The following is a 16,582-nucleotide window of genomic DNA, read 5'->3' on the forward strand; positions in this document are numbered from 1 at the left end:
CTCTGATTGATAAAAAATAGTACACCCATCATATCACAGAGTTCACCGGCCGTGGATGATTTCCGCGCAGAAAAATACGGAACGCACAACTAGCCGCGTTCCGTACTCTATCTTATTTGTCGTAAACTCTGTACAACGCTTCTCCGAGACGGTTGAGCGTGTCTTCGATCACTTTGGTCGGTGCCGCTAGGTTTATGCGCTCATATCCTTCGCCTTCTTCACCGAAAATATAACCTTCATCAGTAAAGAACTGCGCTTCTTCACGCATAAACCGCTCCAATTCTTCCGGCGCTAATCCCAGTGCCTTGAAGTTCACCCATTGCAGATACGTCCCCTCAACCAAGGGTGCGGTTATTTTAGGGAAATTTGCGGCGAAGAAGTCGCGCACCAGATGCTGGTTCCTGTCGATGACCGGAATCAGATGGTCGAGCCACTGTTCCGCTTCATTGTAGGCGACCCGGCACCCTTCCAACCCAAGCGTCCCGACCATACCGCAGGCGACGCTTCCAAGCGCAGCGGACAGTTTCTTACGCAAAGTCTCATTTTTGATGATGATATTGGAAGTGCACAGCCCAGCCAGATTGAATGTTTTGGATGGCGCAGTGCAGGTGATCGTCCTTTCCGCCACTGCGTGGGAAAGCGTCTGGAAGACCTTATGTTCGTAACCGGGCATGATCAAGTCATGATGGATTTCATCCGCTACAATGATCATGTCATAACGAAGCACAATATCCGCTAAACGGGCCAGCTCTTCTTCAGTCCAGACTCTTCCAACCGGATTATGCGGGCTGCAGAAAATGATCAGCTTGTTCTCTTTCTTGCGGCAGAGATGCTCAAGCCCTTTGAAGTCGATCGTATAATCGTCCGCGCGATTCAAGAGCGGATTCCTGACGACTTTCCGGCCCGCGTTTTCAATGGCTCCAAAGAAAGGATAATAAACCGGCGTCATGATGATGACACCCTCACCTGGCTGAGTATAAGCCCTGACCGCCGCATAAAAGGCAGAGACGACGCCAGGACTGGTCAGGATCCATTCCTTCTCCACCTCAAAATTGTGCCGGCGCCGTTGCCAATCGATGATGGCTTGATAGTAGTCCTCGGTAGGAATACTGTAGCCCAATATGTTGTCTTCCAAATATTCCTGTAAGCCTTTCGTGATTTCAGGCGCAGTCCGGAATTCCATGTCCGCTACCGTAAGCGGCACCACATCATCGGCTACATCCGGCATCCATTGATACATCTGTTGCCACTTCACGGAGCCTTTGTCTTTTCTGCTGATGACCGATTCGAAATCATATATTTTTTTGTTTCCTTCAATCTCCATCCCGTACACCATACTATCTATCTCTCCCTTCCTCCTTGTGTAAGATTTAATCACACAAGAGTCGGATCAACACCTTATTAATAAGTGCAATTCAATCATGAAATTAACTATAAGGGGATTTTCGGTTCATGTCGAATTTTTCATAACAAAATCAGTCACAAAAGCTCACACGGAATTCAAAACCAACTCCAAAAGCCTAAGCAATAACCGTTTCCCATACGTCATCATTCCTCACACGATCATTCGCTGAAAAAAATAAAAAAAGCCCCGGATACGCTCCATTTGCGCATCCAAGGCTTTAAAAGTGTTCTTGCTGACCTCTTATTCATTTGAATTCAATGAAGAGGTAAAGATCTCCACCGGTGAAATCCGGCGTGCGTTCCAAGGAATTGACCAAAATATTCATTCTGATGCGTTCATTTTCGGTAGTTATCGTCGCATCCTTAATCGTCAGATTCCCTTTGTCGAAACCGGATGTTGCGGCCTGCTCAAAAATGGTATCGTACACTTCTCGGGTATCGTAGGCTATCAGTTCAGCTCCTGCCGCATCCTTCACAGTCAGGACGTAATACGCGCCATCCAATCTTTTTTCCAATTGGTATTGTTGTCCATTCGCTTCGAAATCGGTACTTTCTACGGTGCTCGTTTCGACTTCGGAGTAGTAAAGATACTGGTGCACCATGACGTCGAAGCCCGCAATTCCGACGATAGGATCGGCATCCCAGTTCAGATAGACGAACTCGCCTTCGCCTTGCGGATAATCCGTTTCGGAATAGGTCATGTCAAATCCATAGGTATCGGTGAAATCGCTGTAGACATTGAAGTCGCTCGGCAGATAACCCACCTCTTTATTGTAGCCCATGTTGTCGATATAGGACGCGACCTTCGTGATGACGATCTTGTCGCTGAGGGAGACATCGCTTTTCGGAACGATTGCATTAGCGATGAGCATATCGTTTTCCAGCAGTTTCTGTTCCAAAAAGCTGATTTGGTTATTTTTGCTGACCGTGAAGGCATCGATTGGCGGAATGATGGAAATAGCCGACAGCACCAACAATGCGATGGCGATCAACCCATTGTGCTTCGGTTTCATGAAGCTGAAGATCACCCCAGCGAATGTAGCAAAAATGCCGAACAGGATCACATAATAGCGGCCATGCGTTATGCCCATCTCCCTGATCTTCAGGAAGGAAGCGATGGTCTGGAAGACGACGATCGGAATCAGGATCTTAGGAAAAACCTTGCGGAACAGATCGGCAAATTTATTCTCGAGATTGCAGGCGAGGATATAGACGATGATGACGATGATCGCATAGGAAACAAGCAGCGGCTCCAACAGATTGTCTGTCCAGAAATCCCCGCGGATGTTCATGACGACATAAATCACAAGAATCAACGTATAAATAGCCGTCAAAGGAATGATGATGTAGGAAATCAGGATCTCCAGGAAACGAGGAACCATAAATTGACGGTCGAGTGTTTCCCCTCGCTTCGCCCATGCCTCATCCGGTATCATTTCTTCGCGTTTGCCCGGGTAAAGTGGGGTCATCGACAAGAAATAGATCGGTGCGAACAAGGAGGCGACGATATTCATAAGATGCGTAAGAATTTTGTAATCGATGTTGAAGAGAAGATAGTCAGTAGCGTAAAAAATGGCGCTGATTCCGGCTGTCAACACTCCTGAAAAAAGGATCGTAATAAAGAATGCCTTCAACACGGACAGGAAGCTTCGATGAAACGGCACTTTCACACTGGCTATCGAAGGGATCCAAATAAAGGCGATCAAAAGCGCAAACAGCGCTACCCCTGTTTTTACACTGATGGCTATATTGTACTGAGTCTGCGGGCCGACCGCGAAGTAGTAGCCAGTCGCAAGCAACACAGCGCCGCCCATCAGCAGATAGCGGGCATTCATTTGCGTAAAGAAGCGTTCATAAATCATTTGGCCGACGATGCTCAGCATCGCCCCAACCAAGAAAGTAAACAGATAGCGGGCATAATCCTCGCGCGGATTTTCGATCATGAAGCTGTTCAATACCGCGACTGCAATCAGAAAAAGAACAGTCAACGGATAACGACTGATCGAACGCCCCATCCCTTTATAGGCCGTCCGCATTGCGTCTTTGAATTTCATTTTTACCACTCCTTTATTACAGTATGGACAATGGGGAAAAATTCTAGCTGACCCTCTCTGCCTTTTTTCTTCGTTTTCGCTTATGTGTAAAATCCGCCCGTTGGAATGTAACTGTGGCCATAGTAATGAATACAAGCCCACAGCCAAATACGGTCAGGCCGCTCATCCACGGTTTGAATATGAACCCATCGAGATTAAGTGCCAACCCGTTTCTGACCATTTCAGCATCCGTTCCGTTATTTTCCAAAACAATCGCCCTAAAAAACATGGTTGTGTAAGTCATGGGATTGACATAGGACAGATACTCCAGGAACTTCGGAAAAAGGCTCACAGGCACATACGCCCCGGATAGGAAAACCAGCGGAAGAACGACCGCTTGCCCGACGATTTGATAGGTTTGCGCATCGCGCACCACTGTCGCAATCCAAAGCCCCAGCGCCGAATAGACCATCCCCACCAAGAACATCGACAGGAAAACCAACACAATTGTGTGCGGCTTTTCGAAACCTAAGCCAGTAAACATTCCAATCACAAAAATGCTGAAACCCTGCATAGTCGCAATCAAGGCACCTGCCAACAACTGTCCGAACGCTATCTGGAATCGGTTGATGGGGCTGACCAGAATTTCCTTCATATAACCGGAACTGATGTCCTCAATCGTCGTAGCTGCGATATTCAATGATGTTTGAAATACAGTGGCAATGGTCACCCCGGCAATAACATGGTTAACAGAATTCTCTTGCAGCTGATTTTGAAAGAGGGATGACAATACATAAATGAAAGCGAAAGGCGTAAGAAAAGTAATCAATAATCGGATGCGATTGCGCATAAAATTACGGAGATTACGCAAGCATAATGTCCAGATGGCTCTCAATCCGTGTCACCGCCTTCCCGGATTTCCTTGCCTGTAATTTCAAGAAAAACATCATTCAGACTACCTTTTGTGACTTCCATATCCAGAATGTTCTGCTTCAACGAATGGATCATCTCGATGAACTTCCCCATGTCGGCCACGTCAAGATGCAAGTATCCCCCTTTCCTTTCATATTGGAACTCTTGTTGCAATAAGCAGATTTCCGCTTTGCGCGGATCCTTCACCTTCAATATGGCCCGCGTCTTCGTGTACTGCGCCTTCAAAGCTTGCGGGCTATCGTTGACGATAATTTTCCCATCATCCATAATGGCAACCCGGTCGCACACTTCCGCTTCTTCAATATAATGGGTCGTCAAGAAAAGCGTTATATTTTTCTCCTTCTGGAGCTTAAGGATGTATTCCCACATGCGATTGCGGGTCTGCGGATCCAGTCCGGTCGTTGGTTCATCCAAAAAAAGGACTTTCGGATAATGGACAAGTGCACGGACAATCTCAACCCGACGCTTCATCCCGCCGGAAAGGGTGGATACCAAACTGTTCCGCCATTCCACCAGATCAACAAGGTCCAGCAAGATTCCGATTCTTTCCCCGATTTCATCCTTAGGGACCCCATAGAGGATACAATGGGCAACCAGATTTTCCTGCACGGTCATCTGCTGATCAAGCGTAGGTTCCTGAAATACTATGCCGATTGCTTTGCGGACTTTTTTTTGTTGCTTAGAAACATCTTGCCCATCAATCAAGAGCGTTCCGGATGTCTTATCGATTATCGTGCACAAGGTATTGATTGTCGTACTCTTACCTGCACCGTTCGGCCCAAGAAATGCAAAGCTGCTGCCTTCCTCCACCTCGAAAGAAACATTCTCTACCGCAAGATAATCTCCATAATATTTCGAAAAACCCTTCACATCGATAATGGCTACCATCATTCCACCTGACTTTCCCAAAAAACTGCAAACGTACCCAAAAGTGAATTTATCACTGTCAAGAAGAAACTCCTACACCCTAATTATGGGTACGCTGTCCAGTATTTGTCAAATTTTGCGGGAGCCTACAGCGCTGCATAACCTTAAAAATAAAAAGAGCGGAGAGCGATATATGTTTATCGCTCTCCGCTGTCCCACCCTTACATTTTTTATTTTTTGAACGGACCCGTCTTCGCATCCTTCATCGCCAATTGGATATAGTCGATGGAAGCATGGAGTTTGGCGGTTTCCCACTCATCCAAAGCGACCCCGAATTGTTTTTCCACGCCGTTGCGGCCGATCAGACAAGGCATGCTCAAGGCAACATCGCCGTCATGGCCGTACTGCCCGCGCAGAATAGTGCAGACGGGGTGGATGCTCTTTTCATCCAACAGGACTGCTTGCGCCAAGGTGATGGCTGATTGCGCAACCCCGGCATTCGTCCAACCTTTCCCATTCAGGACATCATAAGCCGATTTCACGACCGCCGCCCCGATTGCTTCGGGATCCAATGTCTCCACTTCCGGGAAATGGGTGCCGAACTCATCGTAGCGGATGCCGTTGATGGCCAATCGGCTCACCACCGGAAAGGCGGTGAATCCATGCTCGCCCATCATGTAGCCGGTCACGCTCTTAGGATCGACACCATACTGTTGCGAAATCACTTTCCGCAGACGGGCAGAGTCCAGCATCGTACCGGTCCCGAAAATCCGCCCTTCCGGATAATCGAATTCGCTGGCCGCGATATAGGTCACCGTGTCCAATGGATTTGTGATCAGAATGATGATGGCCTCATTTGTATATTTTATGATTTCAGCCATCACTTCACGGATGACCGCCGCATTTTTCCCGGTTAAGGAGGCGCGATCCGGGATGGCATTCGGGTTCTTATCATCCTTCAGGACACTCGGCCCGGCAGCGATAATGATCACGTCCGCATCCGCGCAATCAGAGTAATCCCCGGCGTGTACATCCACATTGGACATATAGGTCAACGCGGTCGCGTGCGCCTGATCCAAGGCTTCCCCATGGGCAACATTCTCCAGGATATCGATTGTCGCGATTTCCGCAAAAAGCCTCAATTTCATCGCATCCGCCAACACATACGAACCTACGTGACCCACACCCACCACAACAAGTTTATTTTTGTGCATCTTTTTCCCTCCAGTTCTCATCATACTTTCATCTTAGCATCTTTCCGGCGATTTATCACATGTATTTCGCGAAAGCAGCCTGTCATGTTGTCGGCTTGCAATAATCCGTCGGTCCGAGTACTATGGAAGCAACATCACCAAGAGGAGCATACGTTAAATGGAAAAGTTTGTGGAAGCTTTAAAACAAAAAATTCGTAGTAAAGAAGGTTTGACCCCCAAAATGCAGGATATTCTGGATGCTTGCGTGGTGCTTTTCTCGACAAAAGGATTCTCCAACACCAGCACAAAGGATATCGCCAAAGCGGCCAATGTTGCCGAAGGGACCATCTATAAGCACTTCGGAACCAAGGAAAATTTGCTTTATGCTACGATTTTCCCGATTCTGCGCGACATCATCTCAACGGAAGCGCTCGCCCAAGTGCAGCAGTTCCGCAGTTCTGCAGAGAACGCGCCGTTCGAGCGGTTCGTGGAATTCATCGTGCGCAAGGATGTTATGATGCCCGAAGAGCATTTCCAATCCGGCAAAATTTTCATCAGCGAAATGATGTACGACAAACAGCGCTGCCAAGAATTCATCACCATGATCCCCAAAGATTTGATAGAAAGCATTTATATGATCCTCGACGGATATAAAGAGAAAAACGAGATCGTCGATTGGCCGAATCCCGTCATTTGGCAATATATCATGAGCCTCCTGTTCGGCAATCACCTGACCCATTACGTTCTTTTCACGGATGCAAAGCGTGATAAGGAAGCCGAAATCACTTATTTGACCCAACAGATCGTCAAAGGACTCAGACCCGATAAGTAATAGCATTGACAGCCCGTTCCCGAATCGCTATACTTGACTAATCAAACAGTGAGTAAACACTCACTCATCGTCATTTCTTTTAAAATAATAAGGAGGCACCCATCACTATGGCTTTTGTCGAACTAAAAAATCTGAATAAATTTTACCCGATCAGCGGCTCGGAAGATTTCCAGGCACTGAAGGACGTCAACCTTTCCTTGGACAAAGGCGAATTGGTCTCAATCGTCGGCGAATCCGGCAGCGGTAAATCAACCTTGATGAATCTGTTGGGCGGTCTGGACAGCCAGTTCTCAGGCGAAATAACCATTGACGGCCAAAACATGAGCACGTTCAAGGAAAAAGATTTCGTGAATTACCATAAAGAAAAGATCGGCTTCGTCTTCCAGAGTTTCAATCTTGTTTCCCACCTCAGCGTGCTGGATAACGTCACGTTGGCGATGACCTTGTCGAACGTCGATAAAAAGACCCGCGTCGCAAGGGCGAGAGAAGTCCTGAAGCAACTCGGCCTTGACGACCAATACAAAAAGAAACCCAGCCAGTTATCCGGCGGGCAAAAGCAGCGTGTCGCCATCGCCAGAGCCTTGGTCAACGATCCGGATATCATCATTGCCGATGAACCTACCGGAGCCTTGGACTCACAGACGACGGACCAGGTTTTGGACATCATCCAGGACATCGCCAAAACCGGCAAACTTGTCATCATGGTCACCCACTCGGAGAAAGTAGCGGCCCGCTCCACGCGCGTCGTCACAATCGATGACGGAAAAATCATCGGGGATATCCGACAAGGCGAGATTGCCTTGCACGACAACGCGTTTGAACTGCAGCAGAAGAGTAAGAGTAAAAATCTCACTTTTTTTGCGGCAATCCGTCTGGCCCTTCTTAATATGAAGGAAAAGTTGGCCCGGAACATCCTGATCGCTCTTGGCGGCAGCATCGGAATCATGAGCATCATCGTGATGCTGTCCCTTGGCGAAGGCGTCAATGACTACCTGACCGAAACGATGAACGCCAATGTCAACCCACTGGTCAGCGAGGTCCAAATGCCCATCGTCATCGAAACCAACAATAGCGAAAACACTGATTCATCCATGATGATCACAACTCCCACCGGGGCTGAGATACCTGCCGGATCTACGCCATCGGGTCCTCCTGCGGGCGTAACGCAGTCCGATCCGTTCGAAGAAGAAAACATTGAGGAATTGCGGAATATTCCGCATGTCGCCGAAGTCAATCTGGCCTATACTTCCTTTACGATCGGAAGCGATAATGTCATCTTTGAGGAGAATAAATACTCCTTCATGACTTTCGGAACAACCTCAGGCATGACCGATTCCAACATCCTGCATGGTGCATTTCCCGAAGAAGGCGAGATCCTGGTCACAGAAGGCATCGCCAATCAGATGGGCGCTACTCCGGAAGAAGCCATCGGAAAAGAAGTAACCCTGGACGTTACCATAGACGGCGAGTCGTTGGAAAAAAATTACATCATCAGCGGCATTTACACAGCCGGCCAAGCTATCGGCGCATTCGAGTCGGTATACATGTCGGCTGCTTCCTTTGAAACATTGACTGCAGAGAACAATATGGAAGTGGAGCCGAACGTTGTCTACTTGGTATCCGACGATCCTGAAAATACCCAATCCATCAAAGATGAGGTAGCCGCTTTAGGTTACCGCGGTTCTTCAGCGGATGCCCTGGCGTCCACTTTCACCCAGATGTTGGATATTTTCACTTACATCCTTTCCGGCGTTGCCGGCATCTCCTTGTTCGTGTCCGCCATCATGATTCTGACGGTACTCTACATCAGCGTTGTCGAACGAACTCAAGAAATTGGCGTCATCAAAGCGATCGGCGGCCGGAAGAAAGATATCCGCCGCATCTTCGTTTCCGAGTCCTTCCTGATCGGTCTTTTCAGCGGAATTCTGGGTGTAGGCATCGCCTATCTCATCACCGTTGTCGGAAACATTGTTGTGGAGAATCTGTTTGACACAGCCATCCTGAATATGACACCGGCGTTTGCGGTATTCGGCATCGTCACCAGCGTGATCATCAGTATGGTTGCCGGCCTGATGCCAGCCCAAAAAGCAGCCCGCCTCGACCCAGTAGAAGCCCTCAGACACGATTAAAAACAGGATACGATGAATTGCGGTTAGGGGGTGAGCACTAAGAGGACATTACGAGAACGGCCGTTTTTTGGCCGTGACGTAATGTCAACTTAGGCGGAACCCCCTGCAATTCAGAGTTCAACTATAAGGATGTGATGATTCGCGTTTAGATACCCGGACGTTGGAGCACCCCACGAAGTGAACCTCTTTTGTTCACATCGTGGGGTGCGAAACGGGAGCGGTATCTGCGAATCAGAACTCAACTATAAGGATACGACAAATCCCGCTCCAGAAGTCGAGCACTAAGAATAAACAAAAAGAAGCAGCCGGATTTTGTCGGCTGCTTCTTTTTGTTTATTCCGCAAGGCGAATCTGCGCATAAAAGGCGTTCATCTGATCGGCCAATTCGCTTTCCTGCATTTCATGGAAGATGCTCATCACATTGTATAAGTATCGCAGCAACCAATCAAACGCGTCCTTCTTCAGGGAAACGCCTTCCTTCGCTTCTTGTTCGATCTCTTTGTGCAGCGCATCGACCCAATGATCCCCCAGAACAATACGCACCCGTTGGAACTGCTCCCGAAAAAGCTGCTCGGTCGAAACTTCGCCCTCCCCGGACATCCATTTGTTGCTGTTTGCACTGCGGTAATAACGAGGGATGAATTGCTTGAAATAAGGATCGGATTGTTGCAACAGGAAAAAGGCTGCTTCATATTTCCGATCGGCTATGTAGCTATCCAATAAGTAGGAGACCAAAATATCCCGAAAATCGATCGACAGTTTACGGACAACCAAATCCTTGTAAGTATCATTGACGGGCACAATTTCCAACTTAGTGTACAACGGTTGCCTACTTGCCCCCACCACCAATTCTTCGCGTTCCAATAGCTTGTGCGCCTCTCCCTTTGCCCTGTCATGCATGCCACGGGATCGAAATACGACGAAACGGACCCATTTCAGCAACGCGCCTTCTTCGGCTGTCAGCTGAATGTCCGGATTACCATCCAAAACCGCCGCAAAATTTTCCAATTTCCGGACGGTATCTGCATAATCATGCTGCTCCCACTGGATATAGCTCGTCTCATCCTTTTCGTAACGGAAGCTGATGAAAATCATCTGCAGCCACAGTTTTTTTATGTCAGAATAACTGACGCGGTAGTGTAACTGTTGCCGCAACACTTCTTCCATCTGTGCTTTGATTCTGTCAGGTTTCCAACCCGACCCAATTGCCTCAGCTTCAAACAACTGAACGAGTTCAATCGACTTCCTGACATTATATTTGTTTTCTGTCATTAATTTGTTTACAATAGGCCTGAGAATGAGGTGCGACAACTTCACTTGATTCCTGAAATAAGGGAAAATAAAATAATCTTCATTCACTCTTTTCCGCAAGATCCCCGCATGCAAGGGCTGGTGCCCAAGAGGACCGATTATCGGCGAAAAGTCCTTTAACTCATATTCCCCTTCCATGAATTCCAAGTTCGCATGATTGAAAGGATATCCCGCAGGAAAGTTTTGTTTGTAATAGAAGAGGTACCATTCGTGTGCTTCTTGTTCGTTCAGCAGCAGCCGATCCACAGCGATATCTTCATCAGCAAACTGCTTCGCGAAACGTTGCGCCTCGCGGGATAATCGATAATAGTGTTGCGTATGCAGGAAATCATGCAACGTATGCTCAGTCACCACGACTTTTCCAGCTAGCACATAGTCATAAACCGCGCAATAATACTCAAAAAATAGATCGTAATCACCTTTCATCTTCCGCACCTCCGGAACGTAATCCCTTACAACTCTAAATCTATTTTACCATATTGCTTACAAAACAAAGCAAGAAAGCCTACGTACCGAACCAGTTCGGCTGCCAAATACTGAAAATTTTGCAATTAACTGAAAGCTGAAACAAACATCCTACATAGAATTTATTGAAATTTATACAAATTCCAATCAGTTGATATAAAAATGTTCAGTTATTAGATGACGTTTTCATGCGATGGTGCTATACTATACATGAAATGACATTTGTCACATTAGCGTACAAATATAGCACAGTGACTGATGAATCCCAACCTATAAGGATTTTACGAAAAGCATCCCTCCCTGTTCTCTCCCGTCCCTCACTTTTTGATCAGCAGAAATATCAGCATCCAATAAAACAAATATTTTTACATCAGTTATATTGCGAATTTCAACAATAAAAAATCGTCACAAACGCCTTTAAACAGACTCCGAACTGCAAATGACTGTAGTTATTTTGTTTTTTCTCTGGTTTTTAATAAACAAAAACAGACTTTCTGTCGATTATATTCCGAGAATCTTTCCGTTGCCTTGGGAACGGAAATCCATGTTGAAGCGGCCATTAAATTGCACGCCAAAAATGGATAGTGATCCTTCAGCCAGATACTTTTTTGCAATCGGTCGCGATTGGGATGAGCGGAACCGATCCTTCAATTCATACGCTTTAATGGCAAAATATTTGCCCCCTCTGTCGCATCAATAAATTGGGTTCGTTAACGGCAACATACTTTCTGCAACAAACTTATCATCATTAGCCCACAGTTTGTACATGTCAGATTTAATTACAGACATATTACAAATAAGCCTTTTTATGACAAGGATTAAATTTTTATATTTTTATAAAATATACTAGACAAACTAAAAAAATAGTATATTATTATTGTTATTGGCTCGTTCGGATGATATGGAATTTGAGTCAATTAATTTTCAAATTGTCGAACCATTGCTATCAGATAGATTACGTCAGGAGGATAAATATGTATACCATGTCCAACATAAAAAACCTCTCCTTGAAGATTGTACTCGCCGAAAAGAATACAATCACATCGGCCCAACCTACAAACTACCAAAAATTCCCTTATGTTAAACTTTTCTACGTTACATCTGGGGATGTTTCTTTAATCATGAAAGAAACGACGGAAAAGCTTTCAAAAGATCAGTTGATCTTATTGAATCCAAATGTAGAGTATTATTGGGACCTGACAGGAGATAAAGCAGCAGAAATCATCGAAGTCGGCATCCACGGTCTGGAGTTCTCAAAAATCGGGGACGCAGAAAGCGATTTCTCTTATTACCGCCACAACGACGGTGAAAAAGAAACCGCAACTTTCCTGAATTTATTGCTGGATGAAATGAGCACACGCAACCAAGGCTACGAAGAGGTCAGCAAACGCTTCGTCGAGATCATCCTGATCCACTTGTTGCGTCTGGAAGAATTCTCGATCCGCAACTCACTGAACAAGAAGAACCACAAAGAAATCCAAACGGTAAAGAATTACATGAAAGTGAACTACCACAAGAACATCACGTTGGATGACTTGGTGGATCTGGTCCACATCAACAAATTCTACTTGATCCGGATCTTCAAACAGGAAGTCGGCATGTCGCCGATCGACTACTTGATCCATATCCGTATCGATGAAGCGCAAAAAATGTTGCGCAACACCAATATCGCAATCGCCGATATTGCCCACTTGGTCGGCTTCCAGTCACCGTCACACTTCTCAAAAACATTCCGGGAATTGTCGAACTGCACGCCTTCACAGTACCGTCGTCAAGGAAACCAATAATACAACAAAAAGAAGAAGCCGTTGCTTATGCGGCTTCTTCTTTTTGTTCCACTTGTTCACCCAATGCCCACAAACAGTCTGCCGCCTCGCGCGGTCTGCGGAAATGATGGATCACAATACCGTCCGGCACCTGCCCCAGCAAGGCGACCAAGCCCGGGCGGTTGTTTTTATTGAAGTTCCAGATGAATTTCATGAATTCCCAATCGAAGCGCTCCGGGCAGCCTTCCCCCATATCGGAACGGGTACGCTTGCGGTTCAAAAGGACCCGTTTCAACGCGCGGTAAAGGCACACTCTTCTTGGGTAGTCGAAAAAGATAACCGTATCGGCCCGTCCTAGCCTGATCGGAAGCGTCCGTTGATAGTTGCCGTCGATGATCCATTTGTCTTCTTTGATCCGTTCTTTTTGGATCCGGTCCTGTTCCTCGGCGGAGCGCAGTTCCCAATCCGGCAGCCAAAATAGTTTATCGAGATGATACAATGGATTACCCGTTAAATGGTGCAATTTTCGTGAAAAGGTCGACTTCCCGGACCCACTGCAGCCGATGACGACGATCCGCTTGCCAATTCGCTCACTCCCGCTACCCTTAAACTTTTCCAAACCGATTCCCCCTTTTGGACGAGACGCTCGCTTCTACCGAAACAGTTTACCACAGCGCAAAAGCTACGGACAGTAACTGATACGCCCCCGCAACTAATGGTATACTGGAATCAAAAATAACGGAAGGAACGATGTGGATGATACGCAAAGCGCGAAAAGAGGATTGCCCGGAACTGTATGACCTGATTCACGAAATCTTTGTGGATATGGAATTGCCGCTGCTGGATCTGTTGGATCCGGATGTGCTGAAAGCCGCGGTGGTCCGGGCCATGCACGAGGACGTCTACCGGTTCAGCTACCGCAACGGCCTTGTCTACGAAGAGGCAGACGAAATCCTCGGCTGCTGCTTCGGCTATCCGGGAGCAACTGAACCCATCATCGATGCCGCACTCCGAACCGCTTTTAAGGAAATGCGCGTCACAGCGCCCAGACTTTTCCCCGACAGCGAAACGTTTGCCGGAGAATGGTATCTGGATTCCATCGTGACGAAGCAGTCAGCGCGCGGAAAAGGCGTCGCCCACCAATTGCTGCAGGCACTGCCGACACTCGCCTCGGTCGCCGGCGAAACCGTCATCGGCCTGAATTGCGAAAAGGACAATCTGCAGGCAAAAAAACTCTATGAAAAAGTCGGCTTCCGTACCGTTTCCGAGCGGATTTTGAGCGGCCATGTCTATGACCATATGCAATGGAAATTCAGAGAAACCTCCTGACAAACAAAAAAACTCAGCCGCAGCGTTTATCGCTGCAGCTGAGTTTTTTTATTGTTTCAGGTCAAAAATGAAGGTGGAGCCTTTTCCCGGAGTGCTTTCTACCGACAAAGCGATGCCGTGGCGGTCGGCTATCTGCTTGGCGACCGCCAAGCCCAAGCCGGTGCCTTGCTTGTTGGTTTCCTCATTCGATTTGAAGAACTTTTCGAAGATGTACGGTTGGTCCTTTTCCGGGATCCCCGGCCCGTCATCGCTGATGCTCAAGCGGTAGCCAGCATCTGATGCGGTCAAGCTGACCCGGATTTCGCCCTTTTCGGATGAAAATTTGACGGCATTCTCCATCACGGCCAGCAGCATCTGCCGCAGCCGGGTATAGTCCCCCATCAGCATGAACGCTAGCGGCTCTTTCGCGAAAGTCAGCGTGATCCCTTTTTCCCTTGCGATGTAGCGGACGGAGCGGATGGCGTTCTCCACAACGTCCACAAAATTCAGAGAAGTCATCTCCATGTGGTAGTCCGGGTTCTGCAGCCGCGACAGTTCCAGCAAATCATTGATCATCCGCTCCAGATGGATGCTTTCGGTCAGCATTTGTTGGTGGTATTCATCGATTTTGGCGGGATCCTCGACCACATGATCGTTCAGTGCTTCCAATGAACCGCGGATGACCGTGACCGGTGTGCGCAATTCGTGGGAAATGCTCGTGATGAAGTCCTTGCGCATTTTGTCGAGTTTGGCGCTTTCTTGCGCGGCTTCCGCCAGCTTATCCGCCAGAATATCGATGTTGGCAGCAAGCGAACCCATTTCATCATTCTGGATGATCCCCGTTTGGGCTTCGTAATGGTTGTCCGCCAACTGCTGCGTCGTTTCTTCCATCCTTTTCAGCGGCTCGATGAAGCGTTTCGCCAACAGGACCGCGATGCTGACTGCAGCGATCAAAGCCAAAGCCAAGCTGATACCCAAAGTCGAAAATCCCGACCGCACGGCAGTCTGCATATTTGCGACATAACCGTGCAAAAGGACCGCCGCAATGACCTCGCCTTCCTCGGAAAGCACCGGCGCCCCGACCGTGATGGAGGCATCCTCCAACAAAGGGCTGAAGCCTTCGCTGAAGGCGACGTCCCCCTCGAATACCTCATCGACAAGCGCGAGCGCGGCGCCCGGTAGTTCCGCATAAGTGATCTCTTTTTTGCCGGTCCCGACACTGATTGTCTCTGCGGATTGGTCGACGATCCACACCTCGCCCATCGCGATATCCTGGATGGCGGTGATGTAGGTGTTGTATCCACTCATCGTGCTGTGGCCGGTTGTCCCCGTTGCGCCGCTTTGTGCGAGCTGGGAATTTCCCGCTTGTTTTGCGGAAACATTTCCAGTAGTAATGACCACTGCCTCCTCAAAACTGGAACTTCCGCTCTCCAGATAATCCGCGACACCGGCCGCGATTGCCTCGGCCCGCTCCTGCATATCCGCCCGATAGATCTCTTCGGTATGCCGGGTGAACAACAGCAGGAAGGCCCCGCCGACAACCAAGGAAAACAGCAGGATGACGGCAGTGAAATAAAGGACCAGTTTGCGGGTTATTTTATACTTCATCAGCTTCTACCTCAAATTTATAACCAACGCCCCACACCGTTTTGATGTCCCAGGCCGGATGGGGGATCTGGTAGATTTTTGCCCGCAGCCGTTTGATGTGCGAATCGACCGTGCGGTTATCGCCGAAATAATCGTAGCCCCAGACGCTGTCCAATAAGTTGTCGCGGCTGAACACCTTGTTCCGGTTCGTCGCCAAGATCCATAGCAGCTCGATCTCTTTTTTCGTCAGATGGACCTGATGCCCAGCGATTTTTACGATGAACTCATCCAACCGGATCTCCAGATCTTCATGGATGTAGAGTTTGTGGTGGCTCTCGTTCTCGGGCGTCTGGTCCAATCGCCTCAGAATTGCCCGGACGCGCGCCATCACTTCGCCCGGCGAAAACGGCTTGACGATGTAATCGTCCGCTCCGATATCCAAGCCCATGATCCGCTCAAAGTCTTCCCCCCGCGCCGTCACCATGATGATCGGCACCGAAGAAGCTTTCCGGATTTCCCGGCACACTTCGAAACCGTCCTTTTTCGGCATCATCACATCCAGCAAGATCAGATCGAATTTGCCTTTCCCGAACGCCTGCAGCGCCTGCTCGCCGTCATAGGCGACGGCCGTTTCGTACCCATCCTTCTCTGCATACTCCTTCAGGATGGCTGTGATCTGTTTATTGTCATCCGCTATCAATAGCTTTACCATCGTAATCACTCCTCGTGGAAATCATACTGGAAAAATATGGCG

General features: G+C 48.0%; 13 protein-coding genes. 4 read left to right on the forward strand and 9 right to left on the reverse strand.

The window, feature by feature from the left end:
* Positions 1-112: 112 nt before the first annotated feature.
* The 5 genes from C8U37_RS03835 to C8U37_RS03855 form a co-directional block, all read right to left on the reverse strand.
* Positions 113-1,336, reverse strand: a complete 1,224-nt coding sequence (locus tag C8U37_RS03835) for a MalY/PatB family protein (RefSeq protein ID WP_211306117.1) — start codon at positions 1,334-1,336, stop codon at positions 113-115.
* 313 nt (positions 1,337-1,649) lie between these two features.
* Entirely contained in the window at positions 1,650-3,458 is a 1,809-nt protein-coding gene (locus C8U37_RS03840; RefSeq protein ID WP_108031953.1) for a DUF4153 domain-containing protein, read from the reverse strand.
* Positions 3,459-3,501: 43 nt separating this feature from the next.
* On the reverse strand, positions 3,502-4,332 hold the full coding sequence (locus C8U37_RS03845) for an ABC transporter permease (protein ID WP_281257480.1): 831 nt from the start codon (positions 4,330-4,332) through the stop codon (positions 3,502-3,504).
* On the reverse strand, positions 4,329-5,261 hold the full coding sequence (locus C8U37_RS03850) for an ABC transporter ATP-binding protein (protein ID WP_245879750.1): 933 nt from the start codon (positions 5,259-5,261) through the stop codon (positions 4,329-4,331). Before C8U37_RS03850 ends, C8U37_RS03845 begins: the two co-directional genes overlap by 4 nt.
* 206 nt (positions 5,262-5,467) lie before the next feature.
* Positions 5,468-6,451 carry a lactate/malate family dehydrogenase gene (locus C8U37_RS03855; RefSeq protein WP_108031955.1) on the reverse strand — a complete coding sequence of 328 codons (984 nt, stop codon included), beginning with the start codon at positions 6,449-6,451 and terminating at the stop codon, positions 5,468-5,470.
* 157 nt (positions 6,452-6,608) lie between these two features.
* Between C8U37_RS03855 and C8U37_RS03860 the strand changes: the two genes are divergently transcribed.
* Positions 6,609-7,262 (forward strand): TetR/AcrR family transcriptional regulator, encoded by a 654-nt coding sequence (locus tag C8U37_RS03860; protein WP_108031956.1) that lies wholly within the window; start codon positions 6,609-6,611, stop codon positions 7,260-7,262.
* A gap of 107 nt (positions 7,263-7,369) precedes the next feature.
* Positions 7,370-9,391, forward strand: coding sequence for an ABC transporter ATP-binding protein/permease (locus C8U37_RS03865; RefSeq protein WP_108031957.1), 2,022 nt, complete (start codon positions 7,370-7,372; stop codon positions 9,389-9,391).
* Positions 9,392-9,724: 333 nt separating this feature from the next.
* Here the strand turns inward: C8U37_RS03865 and C8U37_RS03870 are convergent, their stop codons facing one another.
* Positions 9,725-11,128, reverse strand: a complete 1,404-nt coding sequence (locus C8U37_RS03870) for a hypothetical protein (RefSeq protein WP_108031958.1) — start codon at positions 11,126-11,128, stop codon at positions 9,725-9,727.
* Between the two features lie 1,013 nt (positions 11,129-12,141).
* Here C8U37_RS03870 and C8U37_RS03875 point away from each other — a divergent pair.
* A complete protein-coding gene (locus C8U37_RS03875; protein WP_170100181.1) occupies positions 12,142-12,954 on the forward strand; it encodes an AraC family transcriptional regulator in 813 nt (270 codons plus the stop codon).
* A 25-nt stretch (positions 12,955-12,979) separates the two neighbouring features.
* Here C8U37_RS03875 and C8U37_RS03880 read toward each other — a convergent pair whose 3' ends face one another.
* A complete protein-coding gene (locus tag C8U37_RS03880; RefSeq protein WP_211306118.1) occupies positions 12,980-13,552 on the reverse strand; it encodes a P-loop NTPase family protein in 573 nt (190 codons plus the stop codon).
* A gap of 137 nt (positions 13,553-13,689) precedes the next feature.
* Here C8U37_RS03880 and C8U37_RS03885 point away from each other — a divergent pair, with 137 nt between their 5' ends.
* Positions 13,690-14,262 (forward strand): GNAT family N-acetyltransferase, encoded by a 573-nt coding sequence (locus C8U37_RS03885; RefSeq protein WP_170100182.1) that lies wholly within the window; start codon positions 13,690-13,692, stop codon positions 14,260-14,262.
* A 48-nt stretch (positions 14,263-14,310) separates the two neighbouring features.
* Here C8U37_RS03885 and C8U37_RS03890 read toward each other — a convergent pair whose 3' ends face one another.
* On the reverse strand, positions 14,311-15,849 hold the full coding sequence (locus C8U37_RS03890) for a sensor histidine kinase (protein ID WP_108031961.1): 1,539 nt from the start codon (positions 15,847-15,849) through the stop codon (positions 14,311-14,313).
* Positions 15,839-16,540, reverse strand: a complete 702-nt coding sequence (locus tag C8U37_RS03895; protein WP_108031962.1) for a response regulator transcription factor — start codon at positions 16,538-16,540, stop codon at positions 15,839-15,841. The genes C8U37_RS03890 and C8U37_RS03895 overlap by 11 nt, the downstream gene beginning before the upstream one ends.
* Positions 16,541-16,582 lie beyond the last annotated feature (42 nt).

It is taken from the genome of Trichococcus patagoniensis (assembly GCF_003051085.1).
Classification (GTDB): domain Bacteria; phylum Bacillota; class Bacilli; order Lactobacillales; family Aerococcaceae; genus Trichococcus; species Trichococcus patagoniensis.